Consider the following 17,984-nt stretch of genomic DNA (forward strand, 5'->3'; position numbering starts at 1 on the left):
CTTTAATTTTTCTACCATAAACACTCTATGCATATGGACTCCGTTTAACAGTTCTACATTAAAATCTTTGGAAATAAAGGGCTTTTTAAGTTTTTTTAAGGTCTCCACATCTCTTATTCCAACAGTACTATAAATAGTAGGATTAAGATTTGTTTTACTCGAATAAGAATCAAACTATTCAATATAATCACTCCGTTTACTTTGCTCATCTGCCTCCAATGAGCAACAGATATCTGGTAACGTTAAGGCTGGCATCAACGCCAAATGCCAATTTTTTAATTTTATTGCATCGGAAAGTGCATTTATATATGGCCGCATTGCTTCTCTCAAATTCATATTATTGCCTCCCTTGGATCTATATGTCGCATCTCACATGTACACAAGATCACATTAATAATGGATATTCGTTCCAGTAGCCAATAATCCTGCATACCGTCAGTTCTTGATGTCATACCTTTCCATCCGTGACAAATTATATATTTTTTTACATTGGCCATATTGTCGTCTCAATCTGCATGATTATCAAATCAGACGTTTCTGCATCCATTATACCAAATTCAGATAATATTTTAAAAATTGAATTGACAAGCTAATAATGCACCAAATGCAAATTCTTATTCGAGGCGTTATCAAAACTGATTAAGAAAATAATAGATCAACAGCGTTCCTTCAAACAATGAATGAAGGAACGCTGTTTATACTCAGAAATGGAATTACATCAGAGGGTGTGGTCACAAGAATGGTCACGAAATTATCCAGACATAAAATACAAAATGGAAAGCAAACGTCTTATTTGCCTGTTTTAATAGGCCTTAGAAACAATGTAACACGTAAAATACGAATTGAAATTGAAATAAGCTATGTGGGTTTCCTAAACCATACGTCAACTCTGAAACTGGTGTCAAAACTGGTGCCGAACTTATCCTGACAGTAAAACTAAAGCGAGTTGAAATAGAATAAAGGCTCTACGAGTAGGGCAAATTCAGACTGTTTAAAACATAAAAAACAACACAAAGCACATGGGCATACATGGTAAGGAAGGGGTCGCTGGTTCAAGTCCAGTTGGAAGCTTAATCGTTTTTTTCTTTTGCAGCAGCGCTTTTGGGTTTTCCAAGCGTTGCTTTTTTTCATCGGTGTTATCTTAGCGACCGGTGGCGGCGTATAAAACAGTCGGCCGAATGCGGGTCTGAATTATGGTATAATATAAATATAAGGATGTGATTGAAATGACCGAATCGGAAGTTAATGATGCATTTCAATACGCAAAGCATTCCCTGGAACTTGAAGGGTTTAAGGTTACAGCGGACGACGAGAAAGCAATGAAGGATGTATTCACTGGAAAGATGAGCCGAGAGCAGCTCATCCGGCAATTAACGGAGTAAGCCAATGTATGATGCGCGTTCCGTTTATTGTTATCCGGGCACGGATGTCTTAATCAATAAGTTGAATATTCGGGATCAAAACAGACTGGACGCCAGTGAAAGAAAATTATCCGGTATCCGTCTGATGGAATTGATAAAGAATCCGGTCGCTGATCAGAAGTGGAATCTTGTCCATCTTAAAACAATCCACCGGCATATTTTTCAGGATATCTACCCGTTTGCCGGAGCGCTCCGAACCGAGCAGATTAGCAAGGGGAATTTCAGATTTGCGAGCCCGCTTTATATCGGGAGTGAAGCGGATCGTATCTTTCAAGCATTAAAAAAGGAACAGTATCTAACAGGCCTGCGTAAAAACAATATGTGTGAGCGCATGGCCTATTATTTTTCAGAAATTAACGTACTACATCCCTTCAGGGAAGGAAACGGGCGAACGGAACGAGAATTTTTAAGAACCTTAGCCTTGAAAAACGGATACACGCTGGATTTTAAAAAGATTAGCCGCTCGGAATTGTTAAAGGCCAGTGAGCGTTTCGTCATAGATGCCCATGTTTTGATACCGCTTTTTAAAAAGGCAATTTTAGAGGACACACCCAGTCCAGCGCTTATTGCAGAATGGAATCGTCATCAGGGAAAGGCCTTTTTATGAGCTTCCTGAACATTTCAAGAAACGCTGCAAAAAAAGTAACCGTGGATATGGCTTAGAACCATAATGCTTTGAAACCCAGTTCAGCTGGGACACATATTTTAATGCATGGAATGTAATCAAATTCTTCATGACGCAGCCAATATTAATGTACAGGTGTGTTATGGAGTTGCTTCCTAGACAAACAGCGAGGGTGATTGTTAAAACCAAAACCGCGCGGAGGCTAAAGTATCTGTTTTTAAGCACTACCGAGATGCCGATCTCATGCCTGGTTGACTCATATTTTATTACCATGGTTAACTTTACACAACTTTCTGTGATGTTCATCAGGGAAGCAATCTTGGATTCATAGCCTTTATAAACACGCTCAGATTTTACTTGATTTTTTCCTCCATGATAAGGAAGAGGTTACTGGTTCAGATTCAGTTGGAAGCTTGCTTGAAAAATATGGATGCATCAAGGAATTCAGTCTATTGACTACCTTGATGCATCTTTTATATTTTCAACTGTTCGATTGTGAACAAAGTCTGTTCATGCTTCGATCAGGGCAACAAACCCACTAGTGGGAACCTTAACAGTGTTCGGATTTGAAAGTGCCGGAATAATGAAACTATCTTCTTCAAGAGCGTACATAAAGCCTTTCAAAACATCTTTAGCCATATAGGGCATTTTGAATGTCCGTTCCTTCCGAGCTGCAGCCGGGGAGATCCGGAAAAGTGATCGTATATCCCTCACTGCCATCCGTACCCGGATCAAACACGGCAGGGTAGATATATTTTGTCAAGATAAAGCCTTCATAGGACAAGCAGGACTTAGCCCAGTCCTGCCTATTTCGTATTTTATTTAAAGTAAATACGTGACCGCGAATGAAAATGAAAATATATATTCAAATTTTTGATTCAATTTTTATCAATCAGATCGCTGATTGAGTAAAACCGATCATTTAAATGGCTTATATCAAAATTATTGCGGTTTTGCTCTTTTTTAACAAGCGTCAAATATTGTGAACAGTGTGAGAGGATGGAAGCTGTTAAAACAGCGAAATAGCAAAAGAGGTATTCAACCCATTTTCTTTGGCTACTGTAAACTGTAGATGGCCGCACAGGTTTTGGCATAGCGGAAGTACTGGTAAACAGCCGCTTTTTCCGAATCATATGCGCAGTCACATTAATGCCTGGCCGCCTCGGTCAGACTATAGATCGTCACAGCTGTAATTCCGTGCGGCGGCACAGAATTTTTCTGACCACAGTTCAGAAAATATTACTTTGACAGATGGAACTATCCGTTGTATGATTACACTGTCAGATATAGTTCTATCAGATACTACTCTGTCTGGCATTACTCTATCTAACATAATTAATGGCAAGCAAGAAAGGGAGGACCGCCAGTGATCAGCAGCGATATCATCAGGGGACATCTGGAGGGCATTATCCTGCGGCTCATCTACGAAAAAGATCGCTACGGTTATGAAATCTCAAACGAAATTGCGAATCGGACCGATCATAAATTCCGGATTAAAGAAGCGACGCTGTATGCCGTTTTCCAAAGGCTCGTGAAAAAGGGACTGATCGAATCCTATCTCGGCGATGTCTCTTTCGGCAGCCGGCGCCGCTATTATCGAATCACAAGTCTCGGCCGCGCTTATCTGAAAGAGGAGATTCGCAACTGGCATGAAGCACGCGATATCATCAATATTTTTATGGAGGGTTTGCCATGAACGAGATCGAAGCACACATCCGCAAATTATTTGAATCAGTTCCGGAAAGCAGCCGCAAACGGGAGATCATGCAGGAAATTACGCAGAATCTTAATGAAAAGCTTTCCGATCTCATTCGGCAGGGGCAGCCGCGCGAACTCGCGGTCAGCAAAACGATCGAAGATTTCGGCGACATCGACGATTTAAAAGCAGAGCTGGAGAGCAGTGCAAAGCTGATTAAGGTGAAGAAGGACGGCCTGGCACTTGCCTTTTCAGTCTGGGGTTCCGTTCTGATTATCGCACTCGCGCTGTTTGCTAATTTCTACTACACACCGCACATCATCTGGTTTGTCTATCCGACTTTTGCCGTGCTCTGGTGGCCGCTGCCGCTGTTCTTCCACTGGCTGCGCATCAGGAACAATGTGCCTATCGGCTTTGGATTCTCAGTTTGCGGCTTTATACTGATCGCCTGCCTGATGCTGTTCATTAATTTCTACTACACACCGCATATTATTTGGTGCGTTTATCCGATATTCGCCGTCGTCTGGTGGCCGCTCTCGATGCTGTTTTATCGCTTGCGCCAAAAGAACAAGGAGGAGGATGGCTCTTATGAATGAGAAAAAGGACAGCCGTAAGTACCTGATCGGTTTTTCGCTCACTGGCAGCCTCATCATGATCGTGTTCTTTGCTTTCATTAATTTCTCGACCGGATCAAGCTTCCCATGGTTCATTTTTCCGGCATATGCCGCCCTGTGGTGGCCGATTTTGACGATGGCCGTCGGCCGGCACTCCATCAAAATGCTGTCGCTTGTCGGCAGTTTGGCGACAATTGCCCTGCTTGTGGTAACGAATTATCTGACCTCATGGAGTTATCCGTGGTTTCTGTTTCCGTCGTTTGCCGTGCTCTGGTGGCCGCTCGCCTTGTTCTTTGGTGTAAAGAACAGGAAGTGGTTTTCAATTGCCGGCTTCATCGTGCTGGCAGTCTTCTTCATGATCACCAATCTTGTGGTATCTCCTGCCGTCGTCTGGTTCTATGATGCGATATTCGTTGCTGCTTGGTGGCCGCTCAGCGTCTTATTGGCAAAACCGGGAACGATTAAAGCTTATTCGATTTTTGGTGCCCTCGTCATCCTTGCTTATCTGTCGTTCAAAAACTTCACAGAAACACCGCTCATTCCGTGGGCTTTGCTGACTTATTTCCCGGTACTTGCATGGCCGGCAAGTGTCCTGCTTGGCCGTCGTCTGGGCAAGCTCAATACCGCGATCACCGGTTGCGCGGCCGGCATCGTCTACTACACAGCGCTGAATATCACTCTGTTTCCGGGCTTCCCATGGGCAATTTTTCCGGCATATGCGCTCCTCTGGTGGCCGCTCGCGATCGCTCTTGGAAAACGCGAACGGATGCTGCCGCTCTCCATCATTGGCGCGGCACTCACCGCAGTCCTGTTCATTGTGATCAACGCAATCACGTCGCCGGGCACGATCTGGGCCGTTTACCCAATCTTTGCGCTGGCGTGGTGGCCGCTGGCAATCTATTACTTCGTCTGGCGGCGGGCGGCAGAAAGACTGAATCCGTCGGCACGGTGAAAAAAATAGCGTTAAATGCCGTGCGCAGATCTGGCGTACGGCATGGGTCGTCCTTCTTTATGCAAAGTTCATTTTCGATTTTATTGAAGACGCAGGCATACACTTATAATTCTTCGTGTGTCGCCGGATACTGATTGGTTACTCTTCCATCTGTCCGATCCAGTTCAATAATTTGCTGCACTTCCCGCTCGCTCAGCTGGAAAGGGTTAAATTTTCTATTTGCCGTTCTGTGTGCCGGGAAAGCGGAATGGGCAGTGTCCCTAACTGATATTCCCAGCGTAAAACGATTTGGGCCGGCGTTTTGTTATATTTTTGCGATAATTGTTTTATCAAGTCAATTTCCAGAATGTGATTCTCTCTGATTCCGAGCGGACTTCAGGCCTCGGTCAAAATGTTGTATTTCTGATTGTACGCCCACTGTTTTTCCTGACTGAATATCGGGTGCAACTCTATTTGGTTAATGACCGGAAGCTCCGGCCTCCGAATTTATTTTGTCTAAGTGTTCAGGCAGAAAGCTGCATACACCGATCGATCTGACTAAACCTCACCGCTGAGCGTCAATCAACGCCTGCCAGGCTTCGATGTATAAGTCACGTTCGGGATTCGGCGAATGAATTAAGTATAAATCGTAATAGTCCAGGTTCATCCGATACAGTGATTCTTGAATCGCCGTGACGGCCTGCCTATATTCATGATATCGGCCGGGGAGCTTCGACGAGATGAATAATTGTTGACGCGCTGTGCTGCGGCGGATGGCTTCTCCGACGGTTCCCTCTTTTCGTAGTTATACGCTGTATCAAATTAACCGATGATCGTCGTTTCAATCGCATGAACCCCTGTTGTCCCCCTTAATCCGGATGTTCCGAAGCCGATCGCCGGCAACTTAAGCCCATCGCGTCATGCAATCACTGGTACTGTCATATTCGATCTGCAGTTTCTTTTTTCATTTATCATAGGCACATGAATATTTATCAATGGGTTCCAGATCGTCATTTGCCTGTCTTTCTACGGTCCAGACGGCATTCAAGAATTGCTGAATGATGTTCAGTTTTTCAGTGGGAAATGCGGACAGGCATTTCTTCAGACGCTGATTTTTAAGCACCAATAGCCGGTCGTGTTCCGAAGCGATCCGTTCCCCCAATGACGTGAGCTGATATTGCCGGGCTCTGGAATCTTTGCTGTCCGTTTGCATGGTCAGCAATCCGCGGTGCTCCAGCCTCGTCAATTGTTTGGATAGCGTCCCTCGTAAGATACCGAGTTTGGCCGCTATATTTATGGCATGGCTGTGCGGATATGCTTTTAAAAATGAAAGAATATGCAGATTTAGCGTCGATAGATCTCTCGCCTCCGGTACCTGTTTGATCAGCCATTGTTTTTCTTGATCATCATTATTATCCAATGCCAGGAGCCCGTGATATAACGCTAATATCTGTTCTTCGGTCGTCATTTCTGCACCTCTAATATCTGGCATCCCTGCGGAAAAAGTTGTATACTGAGCATAGTTTTTGTTTCCACGGAAACTATTCTGCCATAGATAACTTAGAAAATCAATTGCGATATAGTCATTTTTTAATCCAGCAAATGAAAGGGCGGTTACCATTGGAATCGCAGCTTGTTTCAAAGAAAACAAAATTAGCTATTTTAGCAACAGGGGCGCTTTCGTTTATTGGCATATTAGTGGAAACGGCCATGAACGTGACTTTTCCGACCTTAACCCGCACATTAAATGTATCCTTAAATACCGTTCAATGGGTAACTACCGGCTATCTTTTATTAGTCACGCTTGTTATGGGAACGACGGCCTATTTGTTAAAGCATTTTGATGCGCGCCGGTTATTTCGGATAGCCGCCATTCTGTGTGTTTTGGGTACATTGCTCTGCGCTCTGGCCGATAATTTTCCGATTTTACTGATCGGCCGTTTAGCGCAGGCAGTCGCCACCGGCCTGGCAACACCGTTAATGTTCCATTTAATTTTCTCGCTCATTCCTGTTAAGAAGCTGGGCGTTTATACCGGAATCGCCAGCATGATTACTTCGTTCGCGCCTGCTCTAGGCCCGACCTACGGAGGATTGCTCAATCATTACTTGTCCTGGCGCATGATCTTCTGGTTTGTTTTACCCGTCATTCTGGTCATTACCCTTCTAGGGGATCGAACAATCCGTTTAAAATCAGACCGCAGTTCAGCCAAATTCGATTTTTTAGGTATGAGTGAATTAAGCTTATTTTTTATCAGCCTAATATGGGCTTTTAACGAAGGGGGCGGCCACGGTTTTCTTAGCCGGAATTTCTGGGGAACGCTGCTTATCGTTTGCATTGCTTTCGCTCTGTTTGTAAGACACATCAAAAGCGGCGGCCGGCAGCTATTGGATTTTACAATTTTAAAATCTCCCTTAGTCAGCTGGCGCGCCGTAAACTTTTTTACATTGCAATTTATCAACATCGGCATCTCATTTGTTATTCCTATTTTTGCTCAGGAAACGCTCCATTATAACTCGATGATGGCCGGTCTGATCCTCTTGCCGGGCTCGCTGCTTGGTGCGATCGTGTCGCCTCTTGCCGGACGTATCTATGATCGCTATGGGGCCCTGACGCCTTTATTAATCAGTAATTTTTCAATGCTGATCGGCTCATTCCTGTTTTTTTGGCTCACGAATCGCTCGACACTGCTAATGATTACGTTGGTCTACCTTTTTCTGCGTTTTGGCTTTAATTTTGGTTTCGGGAATACGATGTCTGATTCCAGTAAATTCGTGCCGGCCTCAAAAAAGACCGATTTGAACTCGCTGTTTAATATGCTTCAGCAATATGCCGGGTCACTGGGCACAAGCGTACTCTCGGCAGTTATTTCTGCCGGCGAATTAAGCAGAAGCGGACAGCAGGTTTCTGCCGCAGTAGCAAACGGCAGTCACTTTGATTATCTTTTATTAACCATCCTGGCACTTGTCGGCCTGCTTTCAACCTTGCTTGTCTCTCGGCTCAATCATAGCCGCCATGGCATGAATTTAGCAAAAGATAAACCGTTTTAGAGATGTAACCAGGCGAGAAATATATAGATTACAGTTGGAAACTCTCATAGATGTAATACTGGCAGGATTTTCGGGCTACGGTAGGGAAAAAAGATAGAAAAATCGGGGCTATTTGGAAATAAGGATTAGTGATGAATTTTGAAAAAATAGGCGCTGTGATCACTTGTTTTGAAACCGGGACAATTTTCAAACCAGTACATGTCTTACCCTATACATGCGAAACAAAACAAGAAAACGTATATTAATATTTGTAGAGCCCGCTTCCTATCCAATCTGCGCCCACTTTAGCCTCATCAATCACTTTTTATCGGCGGCTTTTTCTCTGTATTTATATGAAATTTCTTTTATCAGATGTTGATGAGTTCTTCCACTTAATAAAGAATCGGAGAGAATTGGTATTTTCTCTCCGATTCTTTTACATTCACACTCTTTTTTCGGCTGCGCCGCTATTTTCAATGAAATTGATGGCGATTCCCTTTCGAAATGATCCTCTTTGCACTTTATTATAAAAACAGTGTTGGGCAGTGGATTCGTTAAGCTGCATATTAAGCGTTTTCATTCAGGGCCGTAATCTGCGACTCCTCATTTTCGGCAGCTTTGGTATCGTATTTCATTTCACTGATAAAATACCAGGCAACGAGTGCAAATTCGATTGCCGTTGCAATAAAAGAGAATTGCATACTAGTCGCATCAGAGATTAATCCCTGAATCGCCGGAAGAACGGCTCCGCCGACGATTGCCATTACAATAACAGCACCGGCTGTCTCGGTGTGGCGCTTATCTGTAACTGTTTCGAGAGTCCGCGCGTAAATGGTCGGCCAGCATGGACCCAACAGGAGACTGACTCCGACGGCCAAATAAATAGCAAAGATATTCGGTATAAACGTTGTCCCCAGCAGCATGATTGTTCCGATTAAGGCGTAGACCGTTAAAATGACGGTTTCCCGGAACTTTGAAAGTAAGTAGCTTGCCAGGAATCGGCCAATGAAGAAACAGATATAACTGTATAGCATGAAATTCGCCACATACATTTCATTGAATTTCGGGAACATGTCGAGTGCAAGCCGCATGGTAAATGACCAGACACCTGTTTGGACACCCATGTAAAAGAATTGAGCGGCAACCCCTTTTAAATAGCGTTTATTGTGGGATAGATACTTCATTGTTTCGCTGAATTTGGCCGATACAATTTCCCCTGTTTTCTTGCGGGTTTTTCCTGAAGGGAATTTTGTAAAAGCAAACACAATGATTAAGGCAAGGAGAACGAGCAATACAAAGATATAAGGCCGCAGCGTCCGCTGCAGAACCTGATGACCGTAATTTAAAGCTGCTATATGGCTCATCTTCGCCATTTCTGTCTTAAGATTGGCATCTGTAAAGACGAGATATTTGCCTAGTAGGATGCCGATAATATCACCAACGGCATTGAAAGTCTGACTGATGTTCAATCTTACTGTGGCTAACCGTCGCGGCCCGAGAAGAGAACTATAGGTGTCGGCAGAGGTTTCAAGGAAGCTTAGGCCAATAGCCTCAACGAAGATGGCAAACAGGAATACCTCATACGTTGCCAGACGGGAGGCGGGAAAAAACAGAAAACAGCCTATGCTGAAGAAAATAAGCCCGGCGATAATTCCCAGCTTGTAACTGCTTTTCTTAATAAATAATGACGCCGGGATAGCAATCACAAAGTATCCACCGTAAAAAGCGCTTTGAACGAAAGCGGTTGCAAAATCACTCAGTTGAAAAACACTCTTGAATTGTGTAATTAAAATGTCATTTAAGCTGGCGGCGATGGCCCACATCGCAAACAGAATCGTTACTAAAACAAACTGTAAAATCGGCGTTATATTCAAATATCCGTCGGGTTGCTCTATCCAGCCTGTCTTTTTCTTCATTGATTGAACCACCTTTATTTATATTTCATATGATTTCCAGCAGCCTGAAAATTATTGAATCGTCGTTTGCTGCTTTGCAAGAAATGCATCAACTTCCTTTTTCTTTGGAAGCGAAGGCTGAGCCCCCATTTTTGTTATGGCCATAGCAGATGTTGCAGTAGCGTATTTTAATGCTTTTTTAGTATCCCAGTCGTTTGACAGGCTATAGGCAAACGCACCGACAAATGCGTCGCCGGCCGCCGTTGTATCGACAGGCTGCACTTTAAATGCCGGGATACTTATTTCGGTATCGGCATTTTTAAAATAGCTGCCGTTTTCGCCCAAAGTAATTAATACATTTTTATATCCCTGTGCCAATAAAGCGTCGGCTGCGTTTCGAATGTGGCCTTCAGTATCGGCGGCAATGCCTGTCAGCACTTGAACCTCGTGTTCATTGGGCGTTAAATAATCAACCATTGGCGCATAGTGTGGATCAAGGTGCTGAGCCGGAGCAGGATTCAGAATAACAATTTTGCCGTTTTTATTGCTTAATTTTATTGCTTTATAAACGGTTTCGACAGGGATTTCCAATTGAAGAACAATAATATCCGACTTTATAATTTCATCTTCAAGGCTTTCCAATTGTTCCGGAGTAAATTTAAAATTAGCTCCGGGCACGACAACAATCCTGTTGCGTCCCTGACTGTCCAGTTGGGGATTGCCAATGCCCGAGCTGGCTTCATCAGTGAAAAGGACATGAGAGTGATCGATTCCGTTTTCTTCCATTGAGGCAATTTGGTCTTTTCCAAAACTGTCTTTGCCCAGTTCGCCAAGCATTGCAACATGGCCCCCCAGGCGAGCGGCTGCCACTGCCTGATTGGCTCCTTTCCCCCCTGTAAACTGGCCGAAAGAATTACCAATCAAGGTTTCGCCTTCTTCAACAAATCGATCCGCCTGAACAACTAGGTCCGTCATGAAACTGCCGATAACGAGAATTTTTTTCACTGTTCATTCACCTTTTTTTCATGGATTCTAAAGTCACTATTTAATAATCTTCGGCCGAGCGCACCGCCGGGATGGAAATTCGCAAAGTTTTTTTCCTGAAACCCTTTAAGGTGAGATACTGTCAGACCAATCGCATCTCCAACAACAAGTGCGGCCGTTGAGCTATTAGAAGGAGCCAGATTAAAATCGTCGGCTTCATGATTAACCTTGACCATTAAGACGAGATCGCTCGCTTTTGCCAGAGTAGAATTCTTATTTCCAGTCAAAGCAATAATCTTGGAGCCGATTCTTCTCAATGAAGGAATGGGTGCGAGAACTTCCTGAGTTTCTCCGCTGTTGGAAATGGCAATAACCAGATCCTTTTTTTCAACCATTCCTAAATCACCGTGTATCGCTTCCGTTCCATGGACAAAGAAAGACGGCGTACCGGTGCTTGCAAAAGTTGCTGCCAATTTCTTGCCGATGTGTCCGGACTTTCCGACGCCCATAAACACAATTTTTCCTTCACAATGGAGGACCGCATCAACAATGGTGTTGAAAGAGGGATCAATGTTCTTTTCAACGTTTTGTAAAGCGTCAATTTCACTGTTCATGACCTTTTTAATTAATTGGCTGTAGTCATTTTCCATGATTTTTCCTCCTAAATCTTTTTCAGAACGTATATTTAATAGCGGTTTATAGTAATCGATTACTTTTTCTGGCAAAAATTAAAACAGAAATCTTTAACTTAATAAAATCGTCAGCGAACACCAACGGTCAGCAGAATATTAGCAAATGTCCGAACTTCGCCGGTGTTAATACCTAGTTTCAGATTATCTGCTTTCTTGCAAGCGTCATAAAATTCCTGACGTCCTAGTTTAGAAAGATCATCTACCCCGAGAATTTCTTTGAATTCCTCATAAATTTTGGGCTGTTCGCCTGGTCCCGGCGTCATGACCTCGGCTTTTTCGAAATTTATCTGGCTCTTTAGAGTAGCCAGAACATCCGTAACTTTTGGCAAACCCGGTTTAAGCCCTAAATAAATCTTCTCGGTCTTCTCGTTAGTGTCGGAATCCAGCGGATAATTCCCGTCAGTTATTAAAATTTTATCGCCATGTCCGCAGTTTGCAAGGGCACGTAAAATAGTTGGATGCAATAGTTCTGATGTTAACATTTTAAAGCCTCCGAATTAGAATTTTGATGGTAATCGATTACTAAACCGCTTACAGAAGCATCATATTCCTCAAAATAATAAATGTCAACGATAATTTTTATGACATGCCAACTCGATTTATTCATGAAACAGATCGAAAATAGGGGAAAACATTAAATTATGTAAAATTAATAAAAAATATGTTAATAAAGTCATGCTCAAACGGAGGTTGACAAAATACGGGTATGTGATATGCTCACTTTGTAAGAAAACGATTACTAAAATTGGAGAGATGAAAAATGGATCTAACTGATTTGAAAATTGATGTCTATTCAGATGGGGCAGACATCGAGGATATGAAGGAAATGGCAAAGCTGAATTATGTGACCGGTTTTACAACGAATCCGACTCTGATGAAAAAAGCGGGTGTAACCAATTACATGACATTTGCCCGGGAAGTTGTTAAAACATTCCCCGATAAATCGCTTTCCTTTGAAGTCTTTAGCAATGATTTCGAGACAATGGAAAAAGAAGCTCAAATTATTCATAAACTTGGAAACAATGTTTTTGTTAAGATCCCAATTATTACGGTGGAAGGGAAGAGTACGGCGCCGCTCATTAAAAGGCTGTCGGATCAGGGGATTTTTATTAATGTCACCGCTATTGCGACTTTAGATCAGGTTAAAGATTGCGTGTCGGCCTTTGCGGCGGGGACTAAAAATCTAGTCTCCGTTTTTGCCGGCCGGGTAGCCGATACGGGCACAGACCCTTCCCAATTTGTACAGAAGAGTGCTGAAATTTGTCGTTCAAAAGATGAAGCCTATCTGCTCTGGGCAAGCACACGTGAAGTACTGAATATTTTTCAGGCCCAGGAACTTGGCTGTGATATTATTACGGTTCCGCCGGCTATTATTAAAAAATTAAAAAATCTGGGTAAAAGCCAGTTTGATGTCTCTATGGATACGGTTAAGGGATTTGAAAAAGACATTAAATCTTTAGGATTCAGTATCTTATCTTGAGTTAATGATGATTTTATTGGCTAACCGATTATTTACCAGTTTAATGTAACCGTTTTTAATATTGTATGTAATAAATTTCGGACATCCATTTGAAGGAAGGATGCGCGCATTAACGGAGGAAGATAATTATGGAGAAATCAGTTGATCAATTAGCTGTCGATACAATCCGAACTTTATCAATCGATATGATCAACAAAGCGAATTCCGGGCATCCGGGGCTGCCGCTGGGCGCAGCTCCGATGGCGTATACTCTTTGGTCCCGTATCATGAATCATAATCCGAATGATTCCAAATGGTTCAATCGTGACCGTTTTGTCTTGTCTGCCGGGCATGGTTCTGCTCTGCTGTACAGCTTGCTCCATCTTTTCGGTTACGGCCTGACCATTGAGGATCTGAAACAATTCAGACAAATGGGGAGCAAAACTCCGGGCCATCCGGAATTTGGCCATACTGCCGGTGTTGAAGCAACAACCGGACCGTTGGGACAAGGTTTTGCGATGGCTGCAGGCATGGCTATGGCAGAGGCACATCTGGGTGCAAAATATAACCGGCCGGCTTTCCCGGTCATTGATCACTATACTTATGTATTGTGCGGCGACGGCGATTTGATGGAGGGAATTTCCTCTGAGGCCGCGTCACTCGCAGGACATCTGAAGCTTGGAAAATTGATCGTACTCTATGATTCCAACAACATTTCTTTAGACGGCGGAACGGAAATGACTTTTACTGAAAAGGTTCAGGATCGGTTCCGTTCCTTCGGATGGCAGACTTTAACCGTCGAGGACGGGAACAATATGGATTCCATTGAACGCACCTTGGAGATTGCTAAGGAAGACATCCATCATCCGACGTTGATCGAAGTACACACCGTTATCGGTTATGGTGCTCCTGATGTCGCCGGAACTCACGCTGTGCACGGATCCCCCTTAGGAGAAAAGGAAGCGGCTCTGGCAAAAAAAGGATACAACTGGAAACATGAACCATTCTTTGTGCCGGAAGAAGTCCACCGAAAGTGTGCGTTGTATGCAGTGCACGGAGAAAAGGAAGAAAAACAATGGCACACACTGCTGGAAGATTATTCAGAAAGATATCCGGAAGAGAGTCAAGAATTAAAAAATGCTATTGAGGGAAAAATCACATCCAATTATGAGAGCTTTCTGCCGGAATATCAGATTGGAACGACCGCAGCAACGAGAAACCTTTCCGGTGAAGTCATGCAGGGATTGCACAAAGCCATTCCGAATATGTTCGGCGGATCCGCAGATTTATTTTCCTCGGTCAAGACCTATCTAAAGGGAAGCGGCGACTTCCAGCCAGAACATTATGAGCAGAGCAATATTTGGTTCGGCGTCCGTGAATTCGCAATGGCTGCAATAGTCAATGGCCTCGTATTACACGGCGGTGTGAAAGCGTATGGATCAACCTTTTTCACGTTTTCCGATTATGCGAAACCGGCCATTCGACTAGCTGCCTTGATGAAAATTCCGTCTGTTTTTGTCTTTACCCATGACAGCATTGCGGTTGGCGAAGACGGACCGACTCATGAGCCGATCGAACAGCTTGCCGGCCTGCGGTCCATTCCGAATCTTAATGTCTATCGGCCAGCTGTGCGATAGAAACGAGGGAAGTCTGGAAACAAGCGATCACTGGCAGCGGACCGACAGTGCTGGTATTAACGCGTCAGAATACAACGACTTATAAAGGCGAAGCAGACGGGGCCCGGGAGGGAGTAGCACGGGGCGGCTATATCGTTTCTGCCGCCGATAAAAGTAAGAAAGAGGATGGCATTCTGATCGCAACCGGCTCAGAAGTAGAACTGGCGCTTGAGACGCAAAAATTGCTTTGTGAGGCGAATGTGAATGTCCGCGTCGTCAGTCTGCCTTGTTTTGAACGATTTGATGCACAAAGCAAGGACTATCGTAATCGTGTGCTTCCACCTGGATTAACCAGACGGGTCGGAATTGAAATGGCCTCTTCTTTTGGATGGGATCGGTATGTTGGCCCAGGCGGTGCATTTGTCACAATTGATCGTTTCGGGGCTTCAGGTAAAGGTTCGGAAGTAACAAAAGCTTACGGCTTCACTCCGGATAAAGTGGCTCTTGCATTCACGCAAACTTTTGAAGAGCGACTAAATTAAGTGGCTCCCGATCTTTCTGTGGCTGTGCCCGTAAAGGAGCAGCTGATCGTTGACGCTATTAGATCCCACTAAGTATGAAACATCAGAAGTCATAAAAAGGGATTGATATGTGATGAAAAGGGGAAACGTTTTAAATTCGGAAATGGCCGCTGTTATTGCCGGCCTGGGGCATATGGACCGGCTGAGCATAGGCGATGCGGGCATGCCTGTTCCGAAAGATACAAAGAAAATTGATCTTGCCGTATCAAAACAATTGCCGGCATTTATTGACGTCCTTAAAAATGTCTTAACAGAAGATTATGTAGACCATGTCATTCTCGCAGAAGAAATTAAAGAGAAAAACGTTCCGATTCTGAAACAAATAAAACAGATATTAGGGAATCAGGTGACCATCAGTTACGAGCCGCATACACAGTTAAAGAAAGATTTGAGTACTTGTAAAGCATTTATCCGAACAGGGGAGATGACTCCCTTCGCTAATATTATATTGTGTTCAGGAGTGATTTTTTAACATTTTAAACAGTGCTTATTCCACATTGAATAGAGGAGAAGAGAAGAGATGCCACAACAAATGGAAATCGATCCGCGCCGATTTGCTGAATTAATCATTCAATCACAGCCGTCCCATGGAAACGATCCTGAAAAGATTGTTAAGGAGAAACTCACTTTATACTTGGTTGCGGAAATGCTGGCTGAAAAGTTCAATGAGTTGGAAGCTCAGATGTTACACGGAGACCCGTCTAGCTTTGACAATTTGCTTATGAAGATTGACAAATTGAAAATTTTTAATCTGGATCGTAATATTGGAGAATAAAAGCTTAGGGCAGGATTATGAGATACTAAAAGATGTGAAAACAGGTTTTGAGAAGGTCAATTATTTAATTTGCTGAATAAATCGGTACACTGTTGACCAATGAAGCCATGTTTTTTGGTATAATAAGTGCAAAAAAACAATGGCGGGGATTGAAATCTAAGTAATGAGAAGAAAAACAATGAAGGACGTTGCTATAAAAGCCAATGTGTCAACAGCTACTGTTTCCAGAGTATTAAACGGAAATTATCCTGTCAGTAAAGAAATTATGGAAAGAGTGAAGCAGGCGATTGAGGACTTGCAATATAAACCGAACTCCATTGCAAGGAGTCTCAGGATTAAAAGGTCTAATTTGATTGCTATTGTTGTCACAGATATTAGAAATCCGTATTATATTTCGATTGCCAGAGAGATTGACAATTGTCTGTTTGACGATGGTTATAATCTGATCTTCTGCAGTACCGACGAATCTGCTGAAAAAGAGAAAAAGATCCTGGAAATGTTGATTGAGAAGAATGTGGATGCTGTCATCATTTCGCCGTGTACTCAAGATCCTGAAAATTTAATGCCTTTAATCAAAGAGAACATTTTTACGGTTTTAATAGACAGAGATGTTCCCTTCTTAAACCTGAATTACGTCGGAGAACAAAACTTTAATGAATCTTATTCACTGACAGAGTATTTAATAAAAAAAGGGCATAAAAAGATTGCGATTATGAATGGCACGTTAGACAGCAGTACAGGTATGGAAAGGTATATGGGGTATCAGTCTGCATTAAAGCAGTATGATATCCCTCTTTGCGATGATCTGATACTATCCGGCGGGTATTATGAAAGGCAGGCTTTTCAAACAATGAATGAACTCTTTTTAAGCAACAATGGGATTAAGCCAACAGCCATTGTAAGCTGCAATAACCTGATGAGTGAAGGTATTATGAGAGCGGCAATAAAAAATCATAAAAGGATACCGGAAGATATTTCTCTCGTCTCGTTTGGAGAAATCGTAAATCAGGAATTTATAAAGACAAAGATCACTTGTATCAAACAAAAAGAGAATATTATTGGGGAAAATGTTTCTAAAATAGTCCTAAATAAACTCGGCAAAAATTCTGAAGAAAACTTACAGAAAAAAATATCAATCAGCAACCAATTGATTGAAGGCAATTCTGTCTTATCTTTAAATGGAGAGAACAGTTAACTCGAAAGATCCCCGGATTGATGAGAGACGCCGGGTTATAAGCAAGGAGCAGACGCGTCAGGCAGGTGCAGCTCTGGAGAACGGCTTATTTCTTTGTCTTGAACCCCCTTTCACAGCAAGACATTCCCTAATTCAGGTCTTATTACATCTCCCCGTTGAACTCACATTTTTCAGAACCGCTTTTTGCAAATTTTCCGTCCCCTTTCGAATGTGCTGACCGGTGCGGTTCGTAATGTTCATACAAAGGATTTAACTTAATCCCCATTTATCCCTTTCATAAAGCAGAAACCAGTTATCCATTTTCCGAGAAACTTGGAAGCCGGCCTTAATTTCCAAGCATGGAGACCTTTGCTTATACCCGTTTCACCAGATATTTCCAATACCGCTTCGGTATGAAAAGAGGAAGCCGGCGAACGTACGGGTTCAGAACATAATCGAATCGTTAAAATTAAATTTCATGCCTCCAGTCTGGC

17 protein-coding genes and 2 pseudogenes are annotated in these 17,984 nt (G+C 43.1%); 11 read left to right on the forward strand and 8 right to left on the reverse strand.

Features of this window, described 5'->3' with window-relative positions:
- Positions 1-174: 174 nt before the first annotated feature.
- Positions 175-336 (reverse strand): hypothetical protein, encoded by a 162-nt coding sequence (locus Q6A92_RS19810; RefSeq protein WP_274401802.1) that lies wholly within the window; start codon positions 334-336, stop codon positions 175-177.
- A gap of 890 nt (positions 337-1,226) precedes the next feature.
- On the opposite strand from Q6A92_RS19810, the gene Q6A92_RS19815 reads away from it, so the two are divergent.
- Positions 1,227-1,382, forward strand: a complete 156-nt coding sequence (locus Q6A92_RS19815; RefSeq protein WP_274401803.1) for an antitoxin VbhA family protein — start codon at positions 1,227-1,229, stop codon at positions 1,380-1,382.
- Positions 1,383-1,386: 4 nt separating this feature from the next.
- Entirely contained in the window at positions 1,387-2,028 is a 642-nt protein-coding gene (locus tag Q6A92_RS19820; RefSeq protein ID WP_332239101.1) for a Fic/DOC family protein, read from the forward strand.
- Positions 2,029-2,556: 528 nt separating this feature from the next.
- On the opposite strand, the gene Q6A92_RS19825 is transcribed toward Q6A92_RS19820, so the two are convergent.
- Positions 2,557-2,685, reverse strand: coding sequence for a hypothetical protein (locus Q6A92_RS19825; protein ID WP_274401806.1), 129 nt, complete (start codon positions 2,683-2,685; stop codon positions 2,557-2,559).
- A 727-nt stretch (positions 2,686-3,412) separates the two neighbouring features.
- Here Q6A92_RS19825 and Q6A92_RS19830 point away from each other — a divergent pair.
- From Q6A92_RS19830 to Q6A92_RS19840, 3 genes are read left to right on the forward strand one after another with little or no spacing between them, the layout of a single operon-like run.
- Positions 3,413-3,742: a PadR family transcriptional regulator gene (locus Q6A92_RS19830; RefSeq protein ID WP_274401808.1), complete on the forward strand. Its 330-nt coding sequence runs from the start codon at positions 3,413-3,415 to the stop codon at positions 3,740-3,742.
- Positions 3,739-4,338 carry a permease prefix domain 1-containing protein gene (locus tag Q6A92_RS19835; RefSeq protein ID WP_274401809.1) on the forward strand — a complete coding sequence of 200 codons (600 nt, stop codon included), beginning with the start codon at positions 3,739-3,741 and terminating at the stop codon, positions 4,336-4,338. Before Q6A92_RS19830 ends, Q6A92_RS19835 begins: the two co-directional genes overlap by 4 nt.
- Positions 4,331-5,308, forward strand: a complete 978-nt coding sequence (locus Q6A92_RS19840) for a hypothetical protein (protein ID WP_274401811.1) — start codon at positions 4,331-4,333, stop codon at positions 5,306-5,308. The genes Q6A92_RS19835 and Q6A92_RS19840 overlap by 8 nt, the downstream gene beginning before the upstream one ends.
- Positions 5,309-5,411: 103 nt before the next feature.
- On the opposite strand, the pseudogene Q6A92_RS19845 reads toward Q6A92_RS19840, so the two are convergent.
- Both Q6A92_RS19845 and Q6A92_RS19850 read right to left on the reverse strand, forming a co-directional pair.
- Positions 5,412-6,190 (reverse strand): annotated as a pseudogene (locus tag Q6A92_RS19845) (aldo/keto reductase).
- A gap of 61 nt (positions 6,191-6,251) precedes the next feature.
- Positions 6,252-6,755, reverse strand: coding sequence for a MarR family winged helix-turn-helix transcriptional regulator (locus tag Q6A92_RS19850; protein ID WP_332239102.1), 504 nt, complete (start codon positions 6,753-6,755; stop codon positions 6,252-6,254).
- Positions 6,756-6,907: 152 nt separating this feature from the next.
- Between Q6A92_RS19850 and Q6A92_RS19855 the strand changes: the two genes are divergently transcribed.
- Positions 6,908-8,335: an MFS transporter gene (locus Q6A92_RS19855; RefSeq protein WP_274401813.1), complete on the forward strand. Its 1,428-nt coding sequence runs from the start codon at positions 6,908-6,910 to the stop codon at positions 8,333-8,335.
- A gap of 545 nt (positions 8,336-8,880) precedes the next feature.
- On the opposite strand, the gene fucP is transcribed toward Q6A92_RS19855, so the two are convergent.
- The 4 genes from fucP to Q6A92_RS19875 form a co-directional block, all read right to left on the reverse strand.
- The gene (gene fucP / locus Q6A92_RS19860) at positions 8,881-10,230 is read right to left on the reverse strand and encodes an L-fucose:H+ symporter permease (RefSeq protein WP_332239103.1); all 1,350 of its coding nucleotides are present in this window, start codon (positions 10,228-10,230) and stop codon (positions 8,881-8,883) included.
- A 51-nt stretch (positions 10,231-10,281) separates the two neighbouring features.
- On the reverse strand, positions 10,282-11,214 hold the full coding sequence (gene rbsK / locus Q6A92_RS19865) for a ribokinase (protein WP_332239104.1): 933 nt from the start codon (positions 11,212-11,214) through the stop codon (positions 10,282-10,284).
- Positions 11,211-11,843: a KpsF/GutQ family sugar-phosphate isomerase gene (locus tag Q6A92_RS19870; protein WP_332239105.1), complete on the reverse strand. Its 633-nt coding sequence runs from the start codon at positions 11,841-11,843 to the stop codon at positions 11,211-11,213. Before Q6A92_RS19870 ends, rbsK begins: the two co-directional genes overlap by 4 nt.
- Positions 11,844-11,953: 110 nt before the next feature.
- The gene (locus Q6A92_RS19875; protein ID WP_332239106.1) at positions 11,954-12,367 is read right to left on the reverse strand and encodes an RbsD/FucU family protein; all 414 of its coding nucleotides are present in this window, start codon (positions 12,365-12,367) and stop codon (positions 11,954-11,956) included.
- Between the two features lie 278 nt (positions 12,368-12,645).
- On the opposite strand from Q6A92_RS19875, the gene Q6A92_RS19880 reads away from it, so the two are divergent.
- The 5 genes and pseudogenes from Q6A92_RS19880 (at position 12,646) to Q6A92_RS19900 (ending at position 17,511) form a co-directional block, all read left to right on the forward strand.
- Complete coding sequence (locus Q6A92_RS19880; RefSeq protein ID WP_332239107.1) at positions 12,646-13,365, forward strand: transaldolase; 720 nt, start codon at positions 12,646-12,648, stop codon at positions 13,363-13,365.
- A 128-nt stretch (positions 13,366-13,493) separates the two neighbouring features.
- Positions 13,494-15,502, forward strand: a pseudogene (tkt, locus tag Q6A92_RS19885) (transketolase).
- 112 nt (positions 15,503-15,614) lie between these two features.
- Positions 15,615-16,013, forward strand: a complete 399-nt coding sequence (rbsD, locus tag Q6A92_RS19890; protein WP_332239108.1) for a D-ribose pyranase — start codon at positions 15,615-15,617, stop codon at positions 16,011-16,013.
- Between the two features lie 48 nt (positions 16,014-16,061).
- Positions 16,062-16,316 carry a hypothetical protein gene (locus Q6A92_RS19895; protein WP_332239109.1) on the forward strand — a complete coding sequence of 85 codons (255 nt, stop codon included), beginning with the start codon at positions 16,062-16,064 and terminating at the stop codon, positions 16,314-16,316.
- A gap of 178 nt (positions 16,317-16,494) precedes the next feature.
- Positions 16,495-17,511: a LacI family DNA-binding transcriptional regulator gene (locus Q6A92_RS19900; RefSeq protein ID WP_332239110.1), complete on the forward strand. Its 1,017-nt coding sequence runs from the start codon at positions 16,495-16,497 to the stop codon at positions 17,509-17,511.
- Positions 17,512-17,984 lie beyond the last annotated feature (473 nt).

The sequence above is a fragment of the Sporolactobacillus sp. KGMB 08714 genome (assembly GCF_036598985.1).
In the GTDB taxonomy this organism is placed as follows: domain Bacteria; phylum Bacillota; class Bacilli; order Bacillales; family Sporolactobacillaceae; genus Sporolactobacillus.